The organism is Sphingomonas sp. PP-CC-3A-396 (assembly GCF_004343105.1).
Lineage (GTDB): Bacteria > Pseudomonadota > Alphaproteobacteria > Sphingomonadales > Sphingomonadaceae > Sphingomonas.
Map to the genome: position 1 here is coordinate 432,789 of NZ_SLYF01000004.1, position 23,404 is coordinate 456,192.

General features: G+C 65.0%; 23 protein-coding genes, 1 tRNA gene and 1 pseudogene. 17 read left to right on the forward strand and 8 right to left on the reverse strand.

The window, feature by feature from the left end:
* Positions 1–6 precede the first annotated feature (6 nt).
* The gene (mutL, locus tag C8J40_RS10450; protein WP_132896940.1) at positions 7–1,812 is read right to left on the reverse strand and encodes a DNA mismatch repair endonuclease MutL; all 1,806 of its coding nucleotides are present in this window, start codon (positions 1,810–1,812) and stop codon (positions 7–9) included.
* 170 nt (positions 1,813–1,982) lie between these two features.
* On the opposite strand from mutL, the gene C8J40_RS10455 reads away from it, so the two are divergent.
* The 6 genes from C8J40_RS10455 (at position 1,983) to C8J40_RS10480 (ending at position 7,936) form a co-directional block, all read left to right on the forward strand.
* Positions 1,983–3,026, forward strand: a complete 1,044-nt coding sequence (locus C8J40_RS10455; protein WP_055878614.1) for a rod shape-determining protein — start codon at positions 1,983–1,985, stop codon at positions 3,024–3,026.
* Positions 3,027–3,132: 106 nt separating this feature from the next.
* Positions 3,133–4,005: a rod shape-determining protein MreC gene (gene mreC, locus C8J40_RS10460; protein WP_132896941.1), complete on the forward strand. Its 873-nt coding sequence runs from the start codon at positions 3,133–3,135 to the stop codon at positions 4,003–4,005.
* Entirely contained in the window at positions 4,002–4,532 is a 531-nt protein-coding gene (mreD, locus tag C8J40_RS10465; protein ID WP_347812461.1) for a rod shape-determining protein MreD, read from the forward strand. Before mreC ends, mreD begins: the two co-directional genes overlap by 4 nt.
* Positions 4,529–6,601: a penicillin-binding protein 2 gene (gene mrdA, locus C8J40_RS10470; RefSeq protein WP_132896942.1), complete on the forward strand. Its 2,073-nt coding sequence runs from the start codon at positions 4,529–4,531 to the stop codon at positions 6,599–6,601. Before mreD ends, mrdA begins: the two co-directional genes overlap by 4 nt.
* 38 nt (positions 6,602–6,639) lie before the next feature.
* The gene (gene rodA / locus C8J40_RS10475; RefSeq protein WP_132897016.1) at positions 6,640–7,704 is read left to right on the forward strand and encodes a rod shape-determining protein RodA; all 1,065 of its coding nucleotides are present in this window, start codon (positions 6,640–6,642) and stop codon (positions 7,702–7,704) included.
* 156 nt (positions 7,705–7,860) lie between these two features.
* A tRNA-Lys gene (locus C8J40_RS10480) sits at positions 7,861–7,936 on the forward strand.
* Positions 7,937–8,286: 350 nt separating this feature from the next.
* Here the strand turns inward: C8J40_RS10480 and C8J40_RS10485 are convergent.
* Genes C8J40_RS10485 through C8J40_RS10505 form a run of 5 tightly spaced genes read right to left on the reverse strand, consistent with a single transcriptional unit; the run spans position 8,287 to position 13,982 of the window.
* On the reverse strand, positions 8,287–9,042 hold the full coding sequence (locus C8J40_RS10485) for a protein phosphatase 2C domain-containing protein (RefSeq protein WP_347812462.1): 756 nt from the start codon (positions 9,040–9,042) through the stop codon (positions 8,287–8,289).
* Entirely contained in the window at positions 9,039–10,043 is a 1,005-nt protein-coding gene (locus tag C8J40_RS10490) for a type VI secretion system-associated FHA domain protein (protein ID WP_243693322.1), read from the reverse strand. The genes C8J40_RS10485 and C8J40_RS10490 overlap by 4 nt, the downstream gene beginning before the upstream one ends.
* 17 nt (positions 10,044–10,060) lie before the next feature.
* A complete protein-coding gene (locus C8J40_RS10495) occupies positions 10,061–11,740 on the reverse strand; it encodes a serine/threonine-protein kinase (RefSeq protein WP_243693323.1) in 1,680 nt (559 codons plus the stop codon).
* Positions 11,737–12,477, reverse strand: a complete 741-nt coding sequence (locus tag C8J40_RS10500; RefSeq protein ID WP_132740640.1) for a LysM peptidoglycan-binding domain-containing protein — start codon at positions 12,475–12,477, stop codon at positions 11,737–11,739. Before C8J40_RS10500 ends, C8J40_RS10495 begins: the two co-directional genes overlap by 4 nt.
* Positions 12,474–13,982, reverse strand: coding sequence for an EAL domain-containing protein (locus tag C8J40_RS10505; protein WP_207901188.1), 1,509 nt, complete (start codon positions 13,980–13,982; stop codon positions 12,474–12,476). The genes C8J40_RS10500 and C8J40_RS10505 overlap by 4 nt, the downstream gene beginning before the upstream one ends.
* A gap of 945 nt (positions 13,983–14,927) precedes the next feature.
* Between C8J40_RS10505 and C8J40_RS10510 the strand changes: the two genes are divergently transcribed.
* On the forward strand, positions 14,928–15,140 hold the full coding sequence (locus C8J40_RS10510; RefSeq protein ID WP_132896945.1) for a hypothetical protein: 213 nt from the start codon (positions 14,928–14,930) through the stop codon (positions 15,138–15,140).
* Complete coding sequence (locus tag C8J40_RS10515) at positions 15,116–15,709, forward strand: hypothetical protein (RefSeq protein ID WP_132896946.1); 594 nt, start codon at positions 15,116–15,118, stop codon at positions 15,707–15,709. The genes C8J40_RS10510 and C8J40_RS10515 overlap by 25 nt, the downstream gene beginning before the upstream one ends.
* Before the next feature lie 14 nt (positions 15,710–15,723).
* Here C8J40_RS10515 and C8J40_RS20270 read toward each other — a convergent pair whose 3' ends face one another.
* Positions 15,724–15,861: a hypothetical protein gene (locus C8J40_RS20270; RefSeq protein WP_165911405.1), complete on the reverse strand. Its 138-nt coding sequence runs from the start codon at positions 15,859–15,861 to the stop codon at positions 15,724–15,726.
* 89 nt (positions 15,862–15,950) lie between these two features.
* Here C8J40_RS20270 and C8J40_RS10520 point away from each other — a divergent pair, with 89 nt between their 5' ends.
* The 5 genes from C8J40_RS10520 (at position 15,951) to C8J40_RS10540 (ending at position 18,284) form a co-directional block, all read left to right on the forward strand.
* Positions 15,951–16,388 (forward strand): hypothetical protein, encoded by a 438-nt coding sequence (locus tag C8J40_RS10520; RefSeq protein WP_132896947.1) that lies wholly within the window; start codon positions 15,951–15,953, stop codon positions 16,386–16,388.
* Between the two features lie 18 nt (positions 16,389–16,406).
* Positions 16,407–16,592, forward strand: a complete 186-nt coding sequence (locus C8J40_RS10525) for a hypothetical protein (RefSeq protein WP_132896948.1) — start codon at positions 16,407–16,409, stop codon at positions 16,590–16,592.
* 34 nt (positions 16,593–16,626) lie between these two features.
* Positions 16,627–17,439, forward strand: coding sequence for a MobA/MobL family protein (locus C8J40_RS10530; protein ID WP_132896949.1), 813 nt, complete (start codon positions 16,627–16,629; stop codon positions 17,437–17,439).
* A 135-nt stretch (positions 17,440–17,574) separates the two neighbouring features.
* Positions 17,575–17,922, forward strand: coding sequence for a hypothetical protein (locus C8J40_RS10535; RefSeq protein WP_132896950.1), 348 nt, complete (start codon positions 17,575–17,577; stop codon positions 17,920–17,922).
* A gap of 2 nt (positions 17,923–17,924) precedes the next feature.
* A complete protein-coding gene (locus tag C8J40_RS10540) occupies positions 17,925–18,284 on the forward strand; it encodes a hypothetical protein (RefSeq protein WP_132896951.1) in 360 nt (119 codons plus the stop codon).
* A gap of 62 nt (positions 18,285–18,346) precedes the next feature.
* Here the strand turns inward: C8J40_RS10540 and C8J40_RS10545 are convergent, their stop codons facing one another.
* Positions 18,347–19,252 carry a LysR family transcriptional regulator gene (locus C8J40_RS10545; RefSeq protein ID WP_132896952.1) on the reverse strand — a complete coding sequence of 302 codons (906 nt, stop codon included), beginning with the start codon at positions 19,250–19,252 and terminating at the stop codon, positions 18,347–18,349.
* Positions 19,253–19,341: 89 nt separating this feature from the next.
* Between C8J40_RS10545 and C8J40_RS10550 the strand changes: the two are divergent.
* The 4 genes and pseudogenes from C8J40_RS10550 to C8J40_RS10565 all read left to right on the forward strand — a co-directional run bounded on the left by C8J40_RS10550 (position 19,342) and on the right by C8J40_RS10565 (position 23,381).
* Positions 19,342–20,212, forward strand: a pseudogene (locus C8J40_RS10550) (aldo/keto reductase family oxidoreductase).
* A gap of 81 nt (positions 20,213–20,293) precedes the next feature.
* Complete coding sequence (locus C8J40_RS10555; protein WP_132896953.1) at positions 20,294–20,854, forward strand: DUF1993 domain-containing protein; 561 nt, start codon at positions 20,294–20,296, stop codon at positions 20,852–20,854.
* Between the two features lie 647 nt (positions 20,855–21,501).
* On the forward strand, positions 21,502–22,371 hold the full coding sequence (locus C8J40_RS10560; RefSeq protein ID WP_277984266.1) for a YihY/virulence factor BrkB family protein: 870 nt from the start codon (positions 21,502–21,504) through the stop codon (positions 22,369–22,371).
* Positions 22,368–23,381: an AI-2E family transporter gene (locus C8J40_RS10565; RefSeq protein ID WP_132896955.1), complete on the forward strand. Its 1,014-nt coding sequence runs from the start codon at positions 22,368–22,370 to the stop codon at positions 23,379–23,381. Before C8J40_RS10560 ends, C8J40_RS10565 begins: the two co-directional genes overlap by 4 nt.
* Positions 23,382–23,404: the final 23 nt, after the last annotated feature.

The window sequence follows — 23,404 nt, forward strand, 5'->3', positions numbered from 1 at the left end:
GCCCGGTCACTTCCGCCCGAAGAGCTTCTCGATATCGCCGTGCGCCAGTTTCACCCAAGTGGGGCGGCCGTGGTTGCATTGGCCCGAGTGCGGGGTGACTTCCATTTCTCGGAGCAGCGCGTTCATTTCAGTTACCGACAATATGCGACCCGCGCGGACGGAGCCGTGGCAGGCCATCGTGCCGGCTACTGCGTCGAGGCGCTCTTTTAGGGATAGGGCTTCGTCGAAGGCGGCGAGTTCGTCAGCCAGGTCGGTGACGAGGCCTTTGGGATCGCTTTGGCCGAGCAAGGCTGGGGTGGCGCGGACGAGCATCGCGTGGGGGCCGAAGCGTTCGAGGTCTAGGCCGAATTCGGAGAGTTCTTCGGCGCGGGACTCAAGGCGGTCGCAGGCGGATTCGTCGAGTTCTACGACTTCGGGGATCAGGAGGGCTTGGCTCGCGATGGTGCCGCCGATCAGGGCTGCACGCATGCGCTCGAGGACGAGTCGTTCGTGGGCGGCGTGCTGGTCAACGAGGACCAAGCCGTCTTTGGCTTCGGCAACTATGTAGGTTTTTGCGACTTGGCCTCTGGCTACGCCCATCGGGAAGGCCGCGGTCTGCGGTGGGGGCGTCCAGGCGGGTTCTGCGCGCGCCTGCGGGGGCGCGGCGAAGAAGGTGGGGCGGGCTTCGTTGACGGTGCTGTAGCTTCGGCTTTCCAGCGGGAGCCTGTGGGGCGTGCCCTCACCTTCCCATCCGCTTTGCGGACGAGCCCCTTCCTCTTCTCCGGGGGGAGAGGAGATGTTTTCCGGTTGCCACATCGAGAGGGCGGACTCGCTGGCGCGTTGGCTTCGGTGGCCGGCGGCGTCGAGGGCGCGGCGCAAGCCCGAGACTATGAGGCCTCTGACCATCGCCGGGTCGCGGAAGCGGACTTCGGTTTTGGCGGGGTGGACGTTGACGTCGACCTGGTCGGTGGGGATGTCGAGGAACAGCGCCACCACGGCGTGGCGGTCGCGCGGGAGCATCTCGGCATAGGCGCCACGGATCGCGCCCATCAGCAGGCGGTCCTTCACGGGACGGCCGTTGACGAAGAGATACTGGTGGTCGGCGATGCCGCGATTGTAGGTCGGCAGGCTCGCGACGCCGCCAAGCACAAGGCCTTCGCGTTCGAGGTCGATCGCGACCGAATTGTCGGCGAGCGCGCGGTCGGTGAGCGTCGCCACCCTGCCCGGCCGATCCTCGACCTGCATCGCCGACAGCGCTCGGCGGCCGTCATGTTCCAGCGTGAAGCCGATATCGGGCCGCGCCATTGCGAGCCGGCGGACGACGTCCAGGCAGGCGGCGTATTCGGCGCGGGGGCTGCGGAGGAACTTGCGGCGCGCGGGGACGCGCGCGAACAGATCCTCGACCACCACGCGCGTACCGGGCGGGAGCGCGGCGGGGCCTTCGCGGTCGACGCGGCCATTGTCGACGGTCCGCGCCCAGCCTTCCGCGCCGCGAATCCGGCTTTCGATCGTCAGCCTTGCGACGCTCGCAATTGAGGGCAACGCCTCGCCGCGAAAACCGAGCGTCACGACCGATTCGATAAACTCGTCGGGCAGCTTCGAGGTCGCATGGCGTTCGAGCGCCAATGCCATGTCGGCGGGGGTCATCCCGCAGCCGTCGTCGGCGACTTCGATCCGCGAAGTGCCGCCTTCGACAAGGAGAATCGCGATGCGGCCAGCGCCCGCGTCGATCGCGTTTTCGACTAACTCCTTCAACGCGCTGGCGGGTCTTTCCACCACTTCACCGGCGGCGATGCGATTGACCAGATGCTCGGGGAGACGCCGTATTGACATGGGTTTGCGTCTAGACCAAGCGACGGCATCCCGCGACCCGCAAACGCCACTTAAATAGTATAGGCACCCGGTGCTCGAAACCACCGGCGGGCTCCGCGAGATGATGTGTGTGCGCATGTTTTTGCTGGCGGTTCGCCCGTCCGGCGGACTGGATACGGGACCCTGATTGAATGGCCTTCTACTCGCGTTTCTTCAAGTTCATGTCGCACGACATGGCGATCGACCTCGGCACCGCGAACACCGTCGTCTACGTCCGTGGCCGCGGCATCGTCCTGAACGAGCCGTCGGTGGTCGCGGTCGAGACGATCAACGGGATCAAGCGCGTCAAGGCGGTCGGTGACGACGCCAAGATGATGATGGGCAAGACGCCGGGCAACATCGAGGCGATCCGGCCTTTGCGCGACGGCGTGATCGCGGACATCGACGTCGCCGAGCAGATGATCAAGTATTTCATCCAGAAGGTCCACGGCCCACGCAAGTTCGCGCGCTGGCCCGAGATCGTGATCTGCGTGCCATCCGGCTCTACGAAGGTCGAGCGCCGCGCGATCCGCGATGCCGCATCGAACGCGGGCGCGTCGCAGGTCTGGCTGATCGAGGAGCCGATGGCAGCCGCGATCGGTGCGGACATGCCGGTCACCGAGCCGATTGGTTCGATGGTCGTCGATATCGGCGGCGGCACGACCGAAGTCGCTGTGCTGTCGTTGCGCGGTCTCGCCTACACGACCTCGGTGCGCGTCGGCGGCGACAAGATGGACGAGGCGATCGTCTCCTATGTGCGCCGCAACCATAACCTGCTGATCGGCGAAGCGACGGCGGAGCGGATCAAGAAGGAGGTCGGCATCGCCAAGCCGCCGGTCGACGGCATCGGCATGATCATCCAGATCAAGGGCCGCGATCTCGTCAACGGCGTGCCCAAGGAGATCCAGATCAACCAGGGCCAGATCGCCGAAGCGCTCAGCGAACCGGTCGCGACGATCGTCGAGGGCGTCCGCGTCGCGCTTGAGAACACCGCGCCGGAGCTGGCCGCGGATATCGTCGACCAGGGCATCGTGCTCACCGGTGGCGGCGCACTGCTGCAAGGTCTGGACGAGGTGCTGCGCGACGAGACCGGACTGCCGGTGACGGTCGCCGAGGACCCGCTGACCTGCGTCGCGCTCGGCACCGGTCGCGCGCTCGAGGATCCGTTGTTCCGCGGCGTGCTGATGAGCGGCTAAGAGTTTGTTTTTGCTTTAAGACACGCGGACACGAAATCGCGTCGTCCGAGTCGCGGGGGATCTGGCCCTCGCGGTTCGCCGGCGCCCGAGACAGGGGGACAGGCGCATGGCGCCAGCCCGCGACCGGCGCACGGGGTTTTCCCGGCGTCGGCAATATGGTGTGTTCATGGGCTATGTGCTCGCCGTCGCTGGTGCGGTGGTGGGCCTGGTGCTGCTCGTCGCGTCGATCTTCAATCCGCCGGCGTTTTCGGCGCTGCGGATGGGCGTCGCGGGGGTGACGACGCCGGTTTCGACCGGGCTCGCCACGGTCGGCTCGTCGGTCTCGGGCATTCCCGATGCGATCGGCAATTACTTCTTCGTGAAGCAGGAGAACGTCGCGCTGCGCGCCGATCGCGAGCGAACGCGGGCGCTGCTGATGCGCGCGCGGACGATCGCCTATGACAATCGCCGGTTGCGCTCGTTGCTGGCGATCCGCGACCGTTCGCCCGATCCGGTGGTGACCGCTCGGCTGGTAAGTTCGAGCGCGTCGAGCGGGCGGCGCTATGCGCTGCTCAACGCCGGCCGGTGGAGCGGCGTGCTGCCCGGCATGCCGGTGCGCGGCCCCGATGGCCTGATCGGGCGCGTCGTCGAGACCGGGCCGAATACGGCGCGCGTGCTGTTGCTGAGCGACGGCGACAGCATCGTCCCCGTCCGCCGCACCCGCGATGGCATGCCTGCGATCGCGGCAGGGCGCGGCGACGGGATGATCGACATTCGCTCGGTCAACGCGACCAACGTGCGCTTCAACGCGGGTGACCTGTTCGTGACGACCGGCACCGGCGGCATCTATGCGCCGGGCGTGCCGGTCGCGCGCGTGACCAAGGCGGGCTCGGATTCGGTGATGGCGCGGACGTTCGCCGACCCTGACACACTCGACTTCGCGCTGGTTGAGCGGATGTTCATGCCGGTGCCGCCGCCCCGTCCGGTGGCGCAGCAATGATGCCGCCTCGCGTCGTCGACAGCGTCGATTACAAGCCCTTCGCCTCCAAGCTACCCGCGAGCCGCGCCCGGATCATCCCGTGGCTGACGGTGATGGCGGGATCGCTGGTCACGATCATCCCGGTGATCGCGACGATCCCGTTGCTCCCGCCGTTCGGGCTGGTCGTGCTGCTCGCGTGGCGGCTGCTCGCGCGGTTCGCGTTCCGGCCCTGGGCCGCCGCCCCGCTCGGCTTCTTCGACGATCTCGTCAGCGGCCAGCCACTCGGCAGTTCGGTACTGCTCTGGTCGCTCGCGTTCGTCGCGATCGACATGATCGAACAGCGCCTCGCGTTCCGCGACCACTGGCAGGACTGGCTGATCGCGAGCGGGCTGATCGCGCTGTGCATCATCGTCGGCCGCTTCATCGCGGTGCCGGTCGGCGCGCACGTCGACACGATCCTGATCGCGCAGATCGCCGTCACGATCCTTACCTTCCCGCTCGCTGCGCGGATCGTCGCGGCGATCCAGAACAAGCGCGGCGCCGAATGAGGAACACCCCGCGGATCGTCACCGAGATGTCGCAGGCGTACAGCTTCTCGCGGCGCGCCTGGATGCTGGGCGCGGCGCAAGGCGGCGTCGGGCTGCTGCTCGCCGGGCGCATGGCGTGGCTGTCGGTCGCGCAGAACGAGCGCTACACGGCGATGTCCGAGAGCAACCGCGTCAACATGACGCTGTTGCCGCCGCGTCGCGGCTGGATCGTCGACCGCCACGGCGTGCCGATCGCCAACAACCGCACCGATTTCCGCGTCGACATCATCCCCGATCGCCTGCGCGACAAGGAGCGCGTGCTGCCGCTGCTCGGCCGCATCCTCCAGCTACCGCCCGAGGAGGTCGAGCGGATCGCGATCGACTTGGAGCACGCCGCCGGGTTCCAGCCCGTCCAGGTCGCGGAGAATCTCGACTGGGAGCGGTTCGCCGCGGTCAGCGTCCGCCTGCCCGAACTGCCCGGCGTCGCGCCCACCCGTGGGTTCGCGCGCAGCTATCCGGCGGGCGCCGCGGTCGCGCATCTGACCGGGTATGTCGGCGTGCCCAACGCTGAACAATACAAGAAGACGCACGACCCGTTGCTCGTCACCCCCGGCTTCAAGCTCGGCAAGGACGGGCTCGAGAAGATGCTGGAGGCCGAACTCCGCGGCGTCGCCGGTGCCAAGCGCGTCGAGGTCACCGCGCGCGGCAAGCTGGTCGCCGAGCTCGCCACCAAGCCCGACGTGCCCGGCAAGACCGCGCGGCTGACGATCGACGCGGGCCTCCAGGAATATGCCGCGCGCCGCCTCGGCACGAACTCCGGCTCGGTCGTCGTGCTCGACACCCGTACCGGCGAGATGCTCGCGATGGTGTCGATGCCGGCCTATGATCCGAACAGCTTTTCGGACGGGATCAGCCATCTCGAATGGCAGATGCTCAGCGACGACGATCACGTGCCGCTGATGAACAAGGTCACGCAGGGGCTGTATCCGCCGGGCTCGACCGTCAAGCCGATGAACGGGCTCGCGCTGATGAACGCGGGTGTCGATCCGTCGACGCGCGTCAATTGCTCGGGGGCGATGCGGCTGGGGACCAGCGTGTTCCATTGCCACAAGAAAAGCGGCCACGGTCCGCTCGATCTCAAGAACGCGATCATGCAGAGCTGCGACATCTATTTCTACGAGATGGCGCGGCGGGTCGGCTACAACGCGATCGCGCCGATCGCGCGGACGCTCGGGCTCGGCCAGAAGTTCGACCTGCCCTTCTCGACGCAGCGCTACGGCACGGTGCCCGATCCGGCGTGGAAGCTGAAGAAATACAAGCACGACTGGACCGTCGCGGATTCGCTCAACGCGTCGATCGGCCAGGGCTATGTGCTGGCCAACCCGTTGCAGCTCGCGGTGATGGCGGCGCGGCTGGCGTCGGGGCGTGCGTTGCAGCCGAGCATTCTCGCCAGCCAGGTGCACCGCGACTCCCCTGCCCTCGCGATCGATTCCGAACATCTCGCGCGCGTTCGCGATGCGATGTTCGGGGTGATCAACCAGGGCGGCACCGGCGGCGCGGCCAAGCTGCTGATCCCCGGCGTCGCGATCGCGGGCAAGACCGGCACCGCGCAGGTCCGCCGCATCACGATGGCGGAGCGGCGCTCGGGCGTGCTCAAGAACGGGCAGCTGCCGTTCAAGATGCGCGACCACGCGTTGTTCATCGGTTTCGCCCCCGCCGATAATCCGCGTTACGCGCTGGCGGTGGTGCTCGAGCACAACGGCCACACGGTGCGCAATCTCGACACGCCGATGATCGGCCGCGATATCATGACCTATATGCTCGACCGCGAGCGGGCGCTGAAATCGCTCGCCGAGGTCGAACCGACCTGGGGCGGCGACATCCGCACGCGCATGGCGGCGACCGCGGAGACGTACCGAAAGGCGCAATCCGCGCCGCCTGCGGCGATCGCGACCAAGACCGACGCGATTGTCCCCAGCGACGCGCCTGCGGTCGAGAACGCCACCGACATGGCCAACGCGACGCAGGAAGCCCTCACCACGCCCGGCAATACCGTCGCCGAAGATGATTCAAGGGACCGTCAGCCGTGAACCGCATCGTCCCCGAACCGCTCGCCAAGCTGCCGTGGATGGTCATCCTGCTGGTCGTCGCGATCGGCTGTTTCGGCCAGGTCGTGCTCTATTCCGCGGCGGGCGGCTCGCTGCACCCCTGGGCGCTGTCGCAGGGCATCCGCTTCTTCGTCCTGCTGGCCGGCGCGATCGGGCTCTCCTACGTCCCCGAGAGCGTCTGGAAGGCGGGATCGCTGCCGACCTACGCGATCCTCGTCGTTTCGCTGATCGCGGTCGAGGTGCTGGGGAAAGTGTCGGGCGGCTCGCAACGCTGGCTCGACCTCGGCTTCATCCGCCTGCAGCCGTCCGAGTTCATGAAACCCGGGATCGTGCTCGCCTGCGCCAAATTCTACGACATGCTCCCCCCCAACGAGACGCGACGGTTCGGCGCGATCTGGCCCGCGGCGATGCTGATCGGCGTGCCTGCGGCGCTGGTGATGCTCCAGCCCGATCTCGGCACCGCGCTGATGATCTGCGCGGGCGGCGCGACGGTGATGTTCCTCGCCGGCATCCCGCTGCGGCTGTTCGTCGGCGGCGCGATCGCGGCGGCGGTGGCGATCCCGCTCTCGATCAACTTCCTGCTCCACGATTACCAGCGCAACCGCATCCTGATCTTTCTCGATCCCGAGAGCGATCCGCTCGGCACCGGCTATCACATCAGCCAGTCGAAGATCGCGATCGGTTCGGGCGGGATCTGGGGCAAGGGCTTTCTCCAGGGCACGCAGAGCCACCTCGACTACCTCCCCGAGGGCCATACCGACTTCGTCTTCGCGACGATGGCGGAGGAATGGGGGCTGGTCGGCGGCTGCCTGCTGATCCTGGCCTTCCTGCTGGTGATCCGCTGGGGCATCGAGGTCGGCCAGCGCGCGCAGACCCGCTTCGGCCGGCTGACCGCCGCCGGGCTGTCGACGACGATCTTCTTCTACGTCGCGATCAACCTGATGATGGTGATGGGCCTCGCGCCCGTGGTCGGCATCCCGCTCCCGCTGGTGAGTTTCGGCAGTTCGGCGCAGATGACCGTGCTGCTGTGCCTCGGCATCCTGATGTCGATCGACCGCCAGAACCGCAAGACGGTCGGCTGGTAGGTCGAAAAGCGGCCTAATCCGCAAAAAGACCGCGTATTTGACGAAAACGGACTCGGATCGACGAAAAGGGGGTTGCGGGTCCCGATGAGTCTGCTAACAGCGCGCCTCCAGCAGCGGGGCGCCACACCAGGGCGCCACTCAAAACCGCCCCGGAATGGACGCATAGCTCAGTTGGTAGAGCAGCTGACTCTTAATCAGCGGGTCCTTGGTTCGAGCCCAAGTGCGTCCACCATATTTTACAGCCCGGCGACAGCGCTAAGGTATTCAGCGCCCTCGCGGAAATCCGCTGATAGCCTCGCGGCGCAGTCGTCGCGTGCGCCGCGGATCTGAGCTTCACCCCTCTTGGCGATTGCGCGATACCAGGTCTTAACGGCGTCTTTGGCTAAGTCAGGACGGACGCAACGGGCTCCCCTTTCCTGCGAGAACGGGGGGGGGTTTCTAGCGCGGTTCGCGACCTTTCGTCCGATGCAGAGCTACCTCCGACGCCGCACGCCCCGTAGCGATCAGGTTGCGAGCGAACCTCCCGCAATCGAGGATCGCTATGGATGCTGCAGCGGAGCGCACCTAGTCCGGTATTTCAGGTCACGAAACAGCGACCACGACCAAGGTTGCATTGTCACTTCCATCGCGTTGCAGGGCGTTTGCGAGGAACCGGTCGGCACTGTCGCTTATCGAGTCCGGCATGGTGACGAAATCACGGGGATCGACCGACCGGGACACGCCGTCGGAGCACAGCAACAAGCGATCGCCCGGCTCCAGCGCGACCCGCACGCTGTCGACGATGACCGTCGGCGCAACACCGAGCGCGCGCGTCACGACATTCGCCTGCGGATGCCGCTCCGCCGCGGCCGCGCTCAGTACGCCCGCATCGATCATTTCCTGCACGACGCTATGGTCCCGCGTCAGTTGCTCGGCGCGTCCGCCGCGAATGCGATAGGCGCGACTGTCGCCAGCCCAGCAGATCACCGCGGTCGGTCCCATGGTCAGCGCGACCACCACCGTCGCACCGCTGGTCGCGTCGGCGCTGCCGTCTTGATGAATCGCGCGGTTGGCGCATGCGAGCGCGTCACGCAAACGGGCATCGTCGATCGGTCGAGGATCGTCCGCCAGCGCATCGAGCACCTGCACGACGGTGGTCGCTGCCGCTGCTCCTCCGCTATGTCCGCCCATACCGTCGGCCACCGCCCAGAGGCCCCGGTCGGCACGGTCGAGGAGCCGATCCTCGTTAACCGCCCGCACGCGCCCAACGTGCGTCCGCCCCTCCGATCGATAACCTGCGGGACAGGTCCTGACCGGAACCATACGCACCTTGCGACGCAGCAGACCGCCGAGGTTCATACGCTGTCACGCGCCATCGCAGAGTCGGTGGCGTCGTAGGCCACCGCGAAGGCACGATCGAGCGACCCCGGTGCGGACTCTGCGATCTGTCGCGTCAAATCGGCGTGACGCTCGGCCACCTCCGCCATCTGCAAGCCCGCACGGCTCTTCAGCATCGTAACGCGGTCTGCCACCGCTGCATCGAGCACCGCGGGCGCAAAGCTTCCGATCGCGGCGCGAAGGCTTCCCTGCAAGCCCGCGAAGGTTGCGACGAGATGCCGCTTCACATCGCGAAACGAGGCCTTGAGCGCTGCGGGTCCCGACAAGAACCCCGTCGACTCCGCGAGCAGCAGGTCGATCGCCAGTCGCTGCGTCGGTGCCCATTTGAACGGATTATTGTCCGCGCCGCTGATAGTCGTACGGGTCAGCTGATAGCGCCCGCGCGCATGGTCGCGCTCGGCCATCAGATCACCAATGCCCAGCACCATCTGTCGATACACCGCCCCCGCCCGTCGCATGATCTCGGTCGGCTCCTCGGCAGACAACAGCGAACAATCGAGCCCGGCGCCCTCGCAGAACGCCTCGAGCAGCGATCCCTCGCCGGCAACATGCGGCGTGCTGGCATCGACCCAGTCGCTCGGCACATCGACGGAAGAGCCGAGCGGCGGCGTCAGCACCATGGTCAGCGCGCCATCGACCTCGAAGTCGCCGTGCGGTGCATGCGTCGCGACCATCTTGAACCGCCCAAGCCGGAGCGCGCTCGGCACCGGCAGCAGCACGTCGATCGCCTGCGGAAAACGCTCGCCCGTATCGGCGTCGAACACCCCGTTCGCCCCCAGCGCGCGCAGCGTCAGGCCATCGCGGTCGACGCTCAATTCGCAGTGCGCGCGCGACAAGGCACAATCAGGGTCGGCAATCGGCCAGTCGGCATCGGCATCCCGCCCTATCGTCAGCAGGCCCTCCCTGATCAGCCGCACGTCGAGGGGCTGGATCACGTCGTCGGTGTCGAAAAGCTGCAACATGTACATAGAGACGATCCTCAGGCAGCCAGACGGGGAGACGGCGCCACACGCGTGGCACGCATGGCGCTGTCGGCCTGCGCGCCCGTACCAGCCAGATGCGGTTCGACCGCGGCGGCGGCACGGTTGAAGGCATCGAACGCCGCGCCGAATTCGTCCCGGCGGCGATGCGAGATGCGCAGGCCGAAATCGGACTTTGCCGCTTCGTCGAGCGCTTTCCGCAATCGTGCCAATGGCCGTGCGACCATCGCGCCGCTGAGATAGCCGATCACCAGCACAACGCCCATGATGACAAGCGACAGCACCATCAGCAGCATTCTTGCATTGTCGATCGCCGCGTCGAGCGCGGCGCGGCGTAGCACCAGATCGACCGTGCCGAACCGGGCTCCGGCATAGCGGATCGGACGGACGAAACGCAGCCCGGCACCCGTCCCACGATCCGATGCGGCCGTGACGCCCGCATCCCCGCTGATCGCGGCCTCGCCCACGGGCGCGCGATAGCGTGTACCGATCAGCTTGACGTTCTCGGCGGCGCGCACGATCCCGCCAGTATCCGCGACCACCAGGTCGCGGATCTCCTGATCGCGCGACGCCGATGCGACGAACGCCTGCAGCGCGGTCCAGTCCTGCTGCTCGGGCGCCAGGCCTGCATTGTCGGCCGCCAACACCGCGGTGTTGCTGGTAACGAAGGCGGCAATCGAGCCGCCCGAAACAATCGCCATATTTTCAAGCGTTCGCTGTTCGCGCGCGAGAATCGACGACACGCTCGCGACCAGTGCGATCGCCGTAACGGTGACGAGCGCCAGCGGCAGCTTGATCTTCAACGGCAGGCCACGCCGCCCCGTCGACGCTTCGCCGGTTGCCGCAATCTCGCGGGTCAGTGCCTGATACACCGCGTCGCCATCGGCAAAACGCTGATCGGGTTTCTTCGCGAGCAACTTGTCGATGACGAACCGCAGGCCAGGTGGGCAATCGGCAACCGAGCGTGCGATCGGCTCGACGCGTTCCTGTGAGATTTGAATGGCAAGCGTCGCCAGCCCCATGCCCGGGAACGCGACTTTGCCCGTCACCATCTCGTACAGCACCACACCGAGCGAGAAGAGGTCGGAGCGTCGATCGACCGGGATGCCAAGCGCCTGCTCGGGACTCATATACCGCGGCGTACCGATCATCTGCCCGACCTGCGTCCGCGCGAGCCGGCCCTCCGCTCCCGACACGTCGATCTCGCCGATCCGCGCGACACCGAAATCGAGCAGCTTTGCGGTGCGGCCGTCCGCCGACAATAGGATGTTCGATGGCTTGACGTCGCGGTGAACGACCCCTGCCTTATGTGCATAATCGAGTGCCGAGGCGAGTTGCTGCCCCAGTGCCAGCACCCGCTCATAGGGCAGACGACCCTGCTCTTGGAGAAGCGTGTCGAGCGGTTGTCCCTCGATCAACTCCATGGCGATATAGGCGACGCCCTGCGCTTCGCCGACATCGTAGATCGTGGCGATGTTCGGATGGCTCAGGGCGCCTGCCGCGCGCGCTTCGCGCAGAAAGCGTTCGCCGAGTTCAGGATCGCGGCCATAGTCGGGTTTCAGCACCTTGATCGCAACGGTCCGGCCGATCCCCGGATCAAAGGCACGATAGACATCCGCCATCGCGCCCTCGCCCAGCCGTCCGTCAATCCGGTAGCGTCCCAGCATCTCGGTCATCATTTGCGCGCCTTGACGGTAGCAGCGATCCGCTCGGCGCGCGCGAGGTCGCGCGAGATCACCGGGTTCCGCGGATCGAGCGCGGCGGCGCGGTGCAGCAGACCTACCGCACGGGCGACATTGCCTGCGTTGAGCGCCGCGAGCCCCGCCACGCGTGCCTGCCGTGCCGCGCCCGGATTAACCACCACGGGGGACGGTTTGGCGACCGATACAGGCTTCGGTGCGGCGGACCTGGCTTTCGATGCAGCAGGCGTCGCGGACCGTGGTTCGACCCGCTTGGGCATTTGGGCGCGTGGCAGCACGCCCGGAATGCGCAACGTCTGTCCGGCGGTAAGGTCGGCGGGCTTGGCAATCCCATTGTAGCGCGCCAGCTGATACGACTTCAGGCGGTTGCCCAGGAAACGCTGTGCCAGCCCCGACATCGTGTCGCCTGCCTGCGTGACATAGGCAAAGCTCGTCGGCCCAAGCAGCGCCTTAGGGTCCTCATCGATCGAGGCGCGCAGCACTTGGGCCGACGGGTTCATCGGATCGTTCTTCAGTATTGCGGCAATGCGCTTCTTCGCAGAGCCCACCTCGCCCAGATCGAGCAGAGACAGGATCGTTTCGATCTCGTTCGCCGGTGTGGGTGCTGCGATCGGCGCGAGCTGCGGCCCGGCCTTGGGTCCATGCGAACAGGCCGCTATCGCCAGAGTCAGTATCAGCGCTCCAACGCGTGTCGTGGTGCGGAAGGAGGGAGTCATGCGGTAAGCCTTTCGGTGATCCGACTTTGGATACGCGGTTGGATGGCCAGCAACTTGGCGAGACCGGTGGTGTCGCGCGCAAACGCGACGAAATCCGCGCCGGTTAGCGGTGGCGAGAAATAATAGCCCTGGAAATGGCTGCACCCGTGACGCAACAGCCATTCATACTCGGCGCGCCGCTCGACCCCTTCGGCAAGGACGCGGATACCGAGCCCTCGGCCCAGCGCGACGATGCTCTGGCAGATCGCCTGGCTATCGCGACGCGTGTCGACGTTCGTCACGAATTCGCGATCGATCTTGATCTTGTCGAACGCAAGCGTCCGCAGCGTGCTGAAGCTCGAATAGCCTGTGCCGAAATCGTCGATGGCAATCCGTACGCCGGTCTTTCGCAGCGCATCGAACAGCCGCGCCGCACGGGTCCCGTCACTCATCGCGACGCTTTCGGTCAGTTCGATTTCAAGCGCCTCCGCGCTCAGCGAATGTCGCGCCAACGTCCGCGCAACGAGCGCCGCCATGTCGTCACGATCGAGCTGGTGACCCGACACGTTTACCGCAACGCGCAGCGAGCTTAGCGCCTGTGCCTGCCATGCCCGCGCTTCGCGTGCGGCGGCGTTGAGCGTCCACATCCCAATTTCATGGGCCAGCCCCATCGCCTCCATCACCGGGACGAAGCGCGATGGTGGTATCTGGCCGCGTGTCGGATGAAACCAGCGTATCAACGATTCTGCGCCTGCGACCCGGCCCTCGCCCGCGTCGATCAGCGGCTGATAGCGCATTTCGAACTCGCCACGCGTCACCGCCTGACGCAGATCCTGTTCGAGCGCATAGCGCTCCCGCGCTACCGAGACCGGATCGACGGCGGGTTCGACGACCGCGGCGGTCGTACCCGGTTGCAACGCCAGCGACGCCAGCGTTCGCGACAACAGAGCCTGCGATTGGCTGTTCGCTGCCATCGTCGCCTGCCGGATACGAACCTCAGGTAGAATCTCGCGATCACCATCGATCACTACGCCGCTCAACGCGTAACCGAGTACGTCGAGTTCGGTCCGTGCGGCCTCCTCGGCCACTTCCGCCCCGAACCAGATTGCCAAGCTAGCGCGATCGACATGCGCAACCAGTCGGTCGGCGGGCAACATGCGGGTCAGGCGATCGACGACCGCGAGCAAGACGCGTTCGCCGAGCGCCGGATCGAATGCACATAGTCGATCGAAATCCATGAGCCCGACGACACCCAGTACGCCGTGCCCGTCCGCGTTCATCCGGCAGATCAAGGGCTCGCGCGTCGGCAATCCGGTCACGCCATGCCGGTGCTCGGTGCGATGCCCGACTGCGTGCAGCTTATCGGCGATCGTTGCGAGACTTCGGGTCACGCGCGCGTCTAGCGAGCCTCCATCACTCGTTTCCGCCAGGTCACCGAGCCGTTGCGCCAGCCGCGCAGACCAGAGCCGATGCACAAGGAGGCGATCCAGGACAAGGATCGCGGCACCACCGAGAATCACACCCACCGGAGCGAGACCGGCACGAAGCGTCCAGCAAACAAGGCTGACAATCGCCACGCATGCGAACCCGAATCGCCAGAGCGAGGGTCGCTGAAAAGTCACGGACATTGCCATAACGGTTTGAATAACGACCAGAATGATACGGTTCGGTTAATCCAGGATGATTTGCGGCGAGGCCATCACATCGATCCTCGAACCATCGTAAGGGATTTCTACGCCGACGTGATCGTCTCCGGCCGCCCGTCCAATCCGAGACGTCGCGTGGCCCCGACTGTCGGTATAAATCCTCCGAAAAGCCACGAACCGAGTTTGCCCACCTGAGAGAGCGCCGTCGCTGAGGGGGCGGCGAGCGTTGGGAACGCCAGCCGCACAGCGATCACTACCGCATACTGGAGTTCGCGAGCGGTGTGTGTAGCCCAGACACAACAAAGCCCCGCTTTGTGAGCGGGGCTATTGTATAAGATGGTTGCGGGGACAGTATTTGGTCGCTGCAGAACTCGGTTTCGTCTGACTGACTCAGCGGTCATCAACAGTCAAGGTGCCAACACTGATAATTAGGGCTCAGCCTCGTTCATAGCCAGAATGCCAAGGCGGTGGCGAGTACCACGTCATAAGGGGATTGGTGGCGAGCTTACTGTATCCGGTGGCGACGCGACGGAAGTCGTTGAAAATACATGAGGCGCCCTCGATTATGTGTCGACCGCGATAGTCGACATCAATACTGATATACTTCCACGCATAAGCATCGATCGCCGTCAGCGTCTTAAGCCGACGACCGTAGAACGGCGCATCCGAGGCCTATGTTCAGACACCCTCTTATGATCTGAAGCGCCGGAAAAACTCATTGCAGTCTATTTCACAATTAACCCTGTGCTTTGAGAGTTTTAAGGATGTTTGGATGCCTCAATAGAGAGAAAAATGACTTTGCAGCATCCTACGGAAGGATTGAGAATGACTGAAATTGTTGCTGTTGCAAACCTGCTGGATGCCGTCTGCAACACCGTCAATGCGCGACTGTGTGAGATGGGCCGCAGCGCCATCGCCCTTTCGCGTGATTGGCTAGATTATGAAGATGGCGAAAGGTCGCTGCCCCGCCTCATCGCCCGGGTACCGATCGGTAGCAGCTGTCGCTGCGCATCATGGCGTGTGACCGCGGGAGTGTAGACCTGTCTGAACTTGGCGCCCGCTTCGCCGACGAGCTTCCCGCCGCGCTCGTCAATGTCGCTTCAGCCCGGTGGAACCTGCGTCGATACGCCGGCAGCATGCGCCGGGCAGCAATGGCGGCAATCGACGCGAGCCTTACTCTCGGACTTGAGTTGTCGCTTGTCGGCGTGACCTTCAAGCGCACGCGCGCATTCCACCTGGGTCAGACAGACTGGCGAGAGGCAGCCGATCACGTTATCGCAGAGGTGCATGTTGGAGGTCTCGACCACGACCTCCGGCCGACGGTTCACGAACTGATCATCGACAATCCCGAGGACATCGCACGCGAGATCATGGCGCTGCATGATGACCAGCTGGAGTATCAGGATGCGCTCAACGCACTTCGTCGCCGCGGCGCAAGCGTCGGTGTCGACGAGGTGACGCTGCGCCACCTCGACCGCTATGGGCTTGACCGACTGGATACCCTGCGAGCCGTGTTCCGCGATGGTCACGCCAACCTCGAGGTCACGAAGACGAATGGGCCCACATCATCGATAATCGGGACTATGTCTGGCTCCTGGACCGTCTGAGCTTCGAGGGTGCATCACCGCCCGAAGATCTCGGTGTGCTTGTCGACCAGCTGGTATCCGCTGTCCGCCCGGACGAATTGTACGCCGGCATGACGATCGGCGTCCCGGATCGACGTTACCGCAACGAGGTCACGATCGATCAGCCGATCCACTTCGTGAATCTCGAGACGGGACGATTTTGGGTCGACGCTCAGGACCTGCTTTGCGCTGACCCCGCCACAACACACTCCCTGCCGTGCACATGTCCATCATCACCAACGACAGCTTCGCGGCTCTGCCGTTCACGCGTGCCGCGACCGTCATCACCCTTCGCACCATCTCGGTCTGCCCGGGCCTTACCTTCCAGCCGCTAGGTAGCCCGCCGATCGGGGTCGGGCTGTTCAGCGTCGTGCCGCATGCCGACGGCTACGCCTTCCATGCACAGGCGCATGCGCTGCGCGATGATACACTGCCGGACACGCTGGTCACCTGGCTCGAAGAGCGGTTGCCAGCCACCGGTGGGGTGCTCACCCGTGAGCGTGACCATCTTCGCCACACCTTACGCGGCGCATCGGACGCGGTGCGCCATCCCCATGTAACCTCGCTCGTGCGCGATGATGCGGAGCGGGTGCGCGTCGTGCCGCACGCCGCGATGCGCCATGTTGCGGGACTGCCAGCGCTCGACATGCCGTGTCTGTGACGCTCAGGCGAGGACTGCATGCTCCAGCTGCCCGCATTCTTCCTCCCCGATCCCGATAAAACCGAGGCCGGGCTGATCCGGGTCGCGCAAGCGACGTGGAAGCGCTGGGCCGAGCAGCATGCCGCCTGGGCGGGGCACGACCACCCGGCACGTGCCGCGCTGCGGGCGCTGGCGGATCGCACCTCCAGCAACGTCAACGCCTGATCTCTCCTGAACAAATTCCTAAGGAACATCATCCATGAACGCCATCACCACGCTGCACGCCCGCCGTGCGGTCAGCATCCGTCCGATCTCTGCGGCGGGCTTCCGTCTCTTCAAAACCGACCGCCGCGCCACCCACGCGAAGGTCACCGCAAATTACCTGTATATCACCCGCCAGGCCGGGCACGATGCGCTGGGTTCCCTCGACTTCCGCCACCGCGACGATCTGATCGCACACGGGCTCGAACTGCCCGCCAATCATCCGCGCTGGGTCGAGGAGGAAGGTCGCATCTGGCGTGAGACCGATACGGCGACTGCCGGCATCGCCCCTGACGCGGTTCGTGCCTGGCATATCGTTGTGTCGCTGCCGAAAACCGTCGATGATGACGACTGGATCACCATGGTGCGTGACTATGCACGCATCACCATCGCCGCGCATGGTCCCGCCGTCGCATGGGCGATCCACGCCAAGCCTGACGGCAGTGGTGGCTGGTGTATTCCGCCGCACGCGCATCTCGTCATGACCACCCGCATCTGGCGCCATGACGCCCGCCATGGTCATACCGTCCCGAGCTGGTGTGGTCCTGCCATGCAGGCGCGGCTCCACGCCGATTGGCTGGCAAATCTACCGAACGCGATGCGCGCAGCGGCGGTCACGCCGTACCGGGCTGGTACCTACACGCAGGCACATCCTGACAGCGCTGCGCTCTTCGGCATCTTCGAGCATCCGCCGCGGCAGCGGGGCGCGCGTTCCAGGCGTGGCATTCGGCATCGTCCGAGCCGCAGGATCAAGGTGAAGCGTAGCCCTTCGCCTTCGCCCTCGGCCTCGCCAGACCAGCAAGGCGTCTAGCGCGCAAGGCACCTGCGGCGCTGCAGGCACCGAGGCCGGCACCGCGCCCCCACCACCAACGAGCAGATGAAGTGCGCCCTGTGGCGGGGCGGACAAGGAAGACGGGCGATCCGCCCACAAACGGAGTTTACCGACATGACCATCCAGCATTCGATCGATACCATGCAAGCCTGGACCTATGCCGTGCGCATCATCATGGGCTATCCCGCCTTCGCGCCGATCGGCCATACCATCACCTTCGCCTCCGGTGGACGCAGGGATCCGGTGGAAGCACTGCAGATCGCAGCGATCGTCGAACAGATCGGATATGATATAGTTTGCCCTACCAGCTTCCCAACTTCCGCCAGTTGTGGACGTTCGCGGGGTAATTTCCGCTCCCCAACTTCGGCCCTTCGTTCATCGACGCGGGGCTCATGCCGCACGCGTTCTACTATGCCCGACGGCCCGCCAGATTTCTCGAGAAGGATGGTCGAGCGGGAATAGACGTGCTTGCTGCAGAGGATTTATCGAGCCTGAAGGGTGGAAATGTGCCGAACAATGCGCTGCATATAACTCTTACGACTCGTGACGTTCTCCGTGCCGTCTTTCCGCCGAACTTGTGGGAGAGGGTGGAAACGACGCTGATGATCGATTGCGGACCGGCGCAGGTTCATTCTCAAGATTTCGATGGCGAAGCAATGGAGCGCATTTGGCTCGCGACTTTGAAACTATCGGATGGGAGCATCACTGCGTTCGAGAACGCGGTTCTTCTCGCCCAAATCGACTGGCGCGATGTCCTTTTGGGCGCCGGGTTCGGGAACGATTTAGACGCTCATATAAAATGGGCAGCCGTAATAGCGGCCTAATATTTTGCCGATTCGACGATTGCGATTTCTGCTCACGCAGAATTTTCAAAACTTGAAGTGACCTAGGTTGCACTTGCTTTGATGAAGTCGATAAACGCGCGCAGCGGGGGCGGCACCAGACGACGGTCCGAATAATAGAGGAAGGGTCCGGAAAACGGCTGCCACCAGTCCTCCAGCACCGGCTCCAACGCGCCGCTTTCGAGATACGGGCGTAGCCAATCCTCGAACAGCGAAATGATCCCGACGCCTGCGACTGCGGCGTCGACGGCGAGATCGGTCGCTCCGCCGACCTGCACGATCAACGGCCCGCGCGGTTCGACGCGGACGATCTCGCCGGCGCGCTCGAACTCCCAGGGACTCGTCAGGGCACCGCTCGCGAACCGTCCGAGCACGCACGCATGTTCCAGCAGGCTTCGCGGGTGATCCGGGCGGCCATGTCGATCGAGATAGGATGGCGCGGCGGCAGTCGCCATCCGCTGGACGCGCGGCCCGATGGGCACCGCGATCATGTCCTGTTCGAGCCGCTCGTCATAGCGGATGCCCGCGTCGCACCCCGCGGCTAGCACGTCGACGAAACTGTCTTCAGCAACGATTTCAAGCCGGATGCCGGGATTTGCGGCGAGAAAACCTGGCAGGAACGCGGGCAGCACGAGCCGCGCGGCGCTGACCGGCACGTTCAGTCGCAGCGCCCCCGCCGCACCGTCCCGGAAGCGTCCGACCGCGTCTAGGGCCGCATCGACCTCGCCGAGTGCCGGGGCCAGTCGGTCGATGAGCCCCGCACCGGCCTCGGTTGGCGTGACGCTGCGCGTGGTGCGGTGGAGCAGGCGGACGCCGAGCCGCGTCTCCAGGCGGCGCACGGCTTCGCTCAGCGTCGAGGCGCTGGTGCCGCTCGTCCGCGCCGCGTCGCGAAAGCCGCGCGCTTTTGCGACCGCGAGGAAGGCAGTCAGGTCTCCAAGATCAGCGTCCATCGTTCGGTTTTCCGTACAACCCGTGCGGATAATGCAAGATTATCGCGCGCTTCGGCAACGCCTATCTGGAGGGGGAAGAGGAGAACGACATGCAGACGATCAAACAGGCAGGCAGCTTCCGGCTCGGTGACCGCAACGTGAGGCGGCTCGGCTATGGTGCCATGCAACTTGCCGGACCCGGCGTGTTCGGACCTCCACGCGACCGCGACGCAGCACTCGCCGTCCTGCGCGAAGCGATCGAAAGCGGTGTCGACCATATCGATACCAGCGACTTCTATGGGCCGCACGTCACCAACCAGATCATCCGCGAAGCGCTCCATCCTTATCGTGACGGGCTGACCATCGTGACGAAAGTGGGCGCGGTTCGTGGCAATGATGGCTCATGGAACCCGGCGCAGGACGCAGCCGCACTCACGGCGGCAGTGCACGACAATCTGCGCAACCTCGCCCTGGACGCGCTGGACGTAGTCAATATGCGCCTGATGGGCGGAGGCAGCGACCATGGGCCGGCGGAAGGTTCGGTCGAGCCACAGGTGACAGCCCTTGCCGCGCTTCAGGCACAGGGACTGATCCGTCATATCGGGCTGAGCAACGCGACGCCCACACAGGTCGAGCAGGCGCGCGACCTCGTCGACATCGTCTGCGTGCAGAACCAGTACAACCGCGCACACCCGCGACGACGATGCAATGATCGATGCGCTGGCGGCGGACGGTATCGCCTATGTGCCATTCTTCCCCTTGGGCGGCTTCAACCCGCTCCAATCGCAGACTTTATCCAAAGTGGCCGCAAGAATGGACGCGACGCCGATGCAGGTAGCGCTGGCGTGGCTGCTACGGCGGTCGCCCAACATACTGCTGATCCCCGGCACGTCGTCGGTGGCACACCTTCGCGAGAACCTCGCCGCGGCGGCGCTGGCGCTTCCCGACCGGGAGATGGCAGCGCTCGACGGCATTGGCTGACGAACGCTTGGCTCCCCGCGACTGGCCTGTGTAGACCGAGCGCGGGATCGACCTGCCGACCGGCAAGAAAAGCGGAGCCCCATGACGCTCCCAGATTTTGTCGTCCCGACCTACATCCAGATGCTGGGAGCGTTGTCGCAGTGGCTCTCCAAGGCCGAAACACAGCGGGCGGACGGGAGCGTCGACGCCCTGCTGGCGGCGCGACTCACACCCGACATGTTCCCCTTGGCGACACAGGCCCGGTTTGCGTGCCGACAGGCGCAGGAAGGCGTGTTCCGATTACTCGAACAGGAGTTTCCGCCCGCGCTGGAGACTCTGCTCGACGAGGGTCGAAACGCTGGCGAGCGGCCGGGTACGCTCGCGGATGCGCAGGCCCGCATTGTGGAAACGATCGCGGTGGTCGAGTCCGCCGCAGTTACGGGCATCATTACCGAACCTACCGCATCGATCGCCCATGCGCTGCCAAACGGAATGATCCTCGACCTAACGGCGGAGCAATATGCGCGCGACTGGGCGCTGCCGCAGTTCTATTTCCACGTGGTGACCGCATACTCGATCATTCGAGCGCAGGGCATTGACCTGGGAAAGGCAGACTACGCGTCGCACATGTTCGCCCACCTTCGGCAGAACACGCCGTCCTGACGCGCGCATAAGGGGCCACAATCTCCTGGGCGCGCGATGGGGTCGGTTGCGAGAAGACCCAGATGCAGACATTCCGCTGGTAGCTTCGCCTCCCCAACTTCGCCCATTCATTCATGTCTGTAGCTATTCGTCGGCAACCTGTCTTTACTGCAATGGACAAACCGGCCGATCGCCTTCAGAGCGCAGTCCGTTTATCCGTTTCGGTCCCCTCCCCGGGGCCGTGACTGAAAGAGGCAGACTCGTTGTCTGATCTCCGCTTCCAGGCGCGCCTACCACATGCCAGTCACGGGATACGCGACTAGGCGACGCATCGACCACCCCTTCGGCCCATCAACCGCGGGATGATTCTGCGAACGCTGCTTTCCAACGCGCGACCGCTGGCTGAAGGGCGCTCTTCGCACCCCGCGAACGACTTTGCCCATCCTCACAGATGGACTGCAGTAGGTGATCGACGATGCGGACGATTGCGCGGAACCCCGTCCCCATCTCGAACGGTATGCCGGAGCAACGTGGAGCTGACCGTGATCGGATCTTTCCTGCCGCGGCTTCACGGCTCATCCCTGGACGGGAAATACCGACCTATGATGGCCACGGACTGGAAGGGTGGCCAAGCCCTTCGTGCCGGCGTTCGTATGCTGCGCTTCAAGATGTCTACCCAATCGCTTGGTCGGATCGGACTGTGGGCTGTGTTATCGGCCCGAACGGTTCGTAGCGCGTTACGTGACGATTTCGGGATAGCCGCGAGCTCAATCGCCTTTGCCGCCTTTTTGGCGATGATCCCGCTCGCCGGCGTCATTGCGGGTGTTTACGGCATGGTGGTTCCACCGACCGCCGTCGCCGACAACATGGACAAGATCGTCGCCATCCTGCCGGTCAGCGCGCAGCATTTGGTGGCGGCGAACCTGAACCGCGGGCTTGCCAGCGGTCGCGACGGGATCGTCACGCTGATCGTGTCGCTCGGGATCGCGCTGTTCAGTGCGCGTCGTGCGGGACGGTCGCTGCTTCACGGGATCAACCTTGCCTATCGGATCGAACGCGAGCGTAGCGGGCTGCGTCGACAACTCGTGTCGACGATCGTAGTGCTGGGCTGTGCCGCGCTCGTACTGACCGCGCTTATCTCGCTGTCCGTCCTCACTTTCCTCCAGAGCTATGTTCCCGACGGACTGCCGGGTGCCCGGCTGGCGTCGGCGATCACGCTGTTCGGTTCGTTGACGCTCGGTGCAGGTGGCGGCCTGATCATCCTGTATCGCTATGCCCCGGCGTCGGAGGCTATCGCGTGGCGCAGCGCCCTGCCCGGCACGATCGCCGGCGTTGCCCTTTGGCTGACCGCGACGATGATGTTTCGCGCCTATGTCGCGCGGTTCGCGCGCTTCGACGACACCTATGGCTCGCTGTCCGCGGTCGTGGTGCTGATGCTCTGGCTGATGGTGTCGGCCTGGGCCCTTCTGCTGGGCGCGCGCCTCAATGCCGAAGCCATGTGCCATGCCGGCGAACACATAAAGGAACGTGCCGAATGACCGACATCCCCGTGCAGGACCGCTATCGCAACCGCCTGCTCGGCATCATCACCGCGATCCTGCTGATCGCTGCGCTGCGCATCGGTTTTGCGGTCATCATGCCGATCGCCTTTGCCGCGATCATCGTCGCCGCGCTCTGGCCGTTGAAACGCTGGCTGGCGCGGTTCATGCCCTCCTGGGTCGCCTATACGCTGACCCTCCTGTCGCTGGTCACGATCCTCGGAGCGTTCGCCGCGGCGGTGTACCTGTCGGTCGGCCAGGTGATCGGCGCGGTTGCGTCGCAATGGGTAGGTCTCGAACGCAGTTACAACCACCTCGCCACCTGGGCTGCGGATCGCGGCGTGCCGATCGCCGGGACGATCAACCGGCAGCGGATCACGATGATGGTCCAGATGCTGGCGAGCGGCGTCTACGCCTTCGTCACCTATGTCGGCTTCATCGGGATCGTGGTGATGCTCGGCCTGCCTGAAGTGCCACGGCTTCGGCGCAAGCTGTACGAGATGTTCGAGGGCGGTGCGCGACGTGACATGCTCGAAGTCGGCGAGAAGATTTCCGGCCAGATCCGCCGCTATCTCGGCACCACGCTTGCGACCAGCATCCTGACCGGCGTCGCGTCATCGCTATGGTCGTGGATGACGGGGCTCGAGCTGGTGCTGGTCTGGGGTATTCTAAACTTCCTTCTCAATTTCGTCCCCGTCATCGGCAACATCGTCGGCATCGTCCCGCCCGTGCTCTTCGCGTTCATCCAGTTCGGCGGATGGCAGATGCCGTTGCTGGTGTTCGCCGGATTCGTGGTTCTACAAATGACGATCAGCAACGTCGTCTACCCGATCCTGCAGGGCAAGCAGCTGTCGCTGTCGCCGCTGGCTATCATCGTCGCCATGACGTTCTGGAGCTGGGTATGGGGGATCGCCGGCGCGCTGATCGCGGTGCCGCTGACCGCCGCTGTCGTGATGATCTGCGGCCAGTTCGATCGTAGCCGCTGGATCGCCAAGCTGCTGTCGTCATGATGATCGGGGACAACGACCGCTCG

Coding starts and splice junctions, on each gene's coding strand:
- C8J40_RS10560 (WP_277984266.1), top strand. CDS start 21,502: ATGTCTACCCAATCGCTTGGTCGGATCGGACTGTGGGCTGTGTTATCG.
- C8J40_RS10510 (WP_132896945.1), top strand. CDS start 14,928: ATGACTGAAATTGTTGCTGTTGCAAACCTGCTGGATGCCGTCTGCAAC.
- C8J40_RS10490 (WP_243693322.1), bottom strand. CDS start 10,043: ATGTTGCAGCTTTTCGACACCGACGACGTGATCCAGCCCCTCGACGTG.
- C8J40_RS10535 (WP_132896950.1), top strand. CDS start 17,575: ATGACCATCCAGCATTCGATCGATACCATGCAAGCCTGGACCTATGCC.
- C8J40_RS10565 (WP_132896955.1), top strand. CDS start 22,368: ATGACCGACATCCCCGTGCAGGACCGCTATCGCAACCGCCTGCTCGGC.
- C8J40_RS10555 (WP_132896953.1), top strand. CDS start 20,294: ATGACGCTCCCAGATTTTGTCGTCCCGACCTACATCCAGATGCTGGGA.
- C8J40_RS10545 (WP_132896952.1), bottom strand. CDS start 19,252: ATGGACGCTGATCTTGGAGACCTGACTGCCTTCCTCGCGGTCGCAAAA.
- C8J40_RS10500 (WP_132740640.1), bottom strand. CDS start 12,477: ATGACTCCCTCCTTCCGCACCACGACACGCGTTGGAGCGCTGATACTG.
- C8J40_RS10495 (WP_243693323.1), bottom strand. CDS start 11,740: ATGATGACCGAGATGCTGGGACGCTACCGGATTGACGGACGGCTGGGC.
- C8J40_RS10530 (WP_132896949.1), top strand. CDS start 16,627: ATGAACGCCATCACCACGCTGCACGCCCGCCGTGCGGTCAGCATCCGT.
- mreC (WP_132896941.1), top strand. CDS start 3,133: ATGGCGCCAGCCCGCGACCGGCGCACGGGGTTTTCCCGGCGTCGGCAA.
- C8J40_RS10525 (WP_132896948.1), top strand. CDS start 16,407: ATGCTCCAGCTGCCCGCATTCTTCCTCCCCGATCCCGATAAAACCGAG.
- C8J40_RS10455 (WP_055878614.1), top strand. CDS start 1,983: ATGGCCTTCTACTCGCGTTTCTTCAAGTTCATGTCGCACGACATGGCG.
- mutL (WP_132896940.1), bottom strand. CDS start 1,812: ATGTCAATACGGCGTCTCCCCGAGCATCTGGTCAATCGCATCGCCGCC.
- C8J40_RS10485 (WP_347812462.1), bottom strand. CDS start 9,042: ATGAACCTCGGCGGTCTGCTGCGTCGCAAGGTGCGTATGGTTCCGGTC.
- rodA (WP_132897016.1), top strand. CDS start 6,640: ATGGTCATCCTGCTGGTCGTCGCGATCGGCTGTTTCGGCCAGGTCGTG.
- C8J40_RS10520 (WP_132896947.1), top strand. CDS start 15,951: ATGTCCATCATCACCAACGACAGCTTCGCGGCTCTGCCGTTCACGCGT.
- mreD (WP_347812461.1), top strand. CDS start 4,002: ATGATGCCGCCTCGCGTCGTCGACAGCGTCGATTACAAGCCCTTCGCC.
- mrdA (WP_132896942.1), top strand. CDS start 4,529: ATGAGGAACACCCCGCGGATCGTCACCGAGATGTCGCAGGCGTACAGC.
- C8J40_RS10515 (WP_132896946.1), top strand. CDS start 15,116: ATGGCGTGTGACCGCGGGAGTGTAGACCTGTCTGAACTTGGCGCCCGC.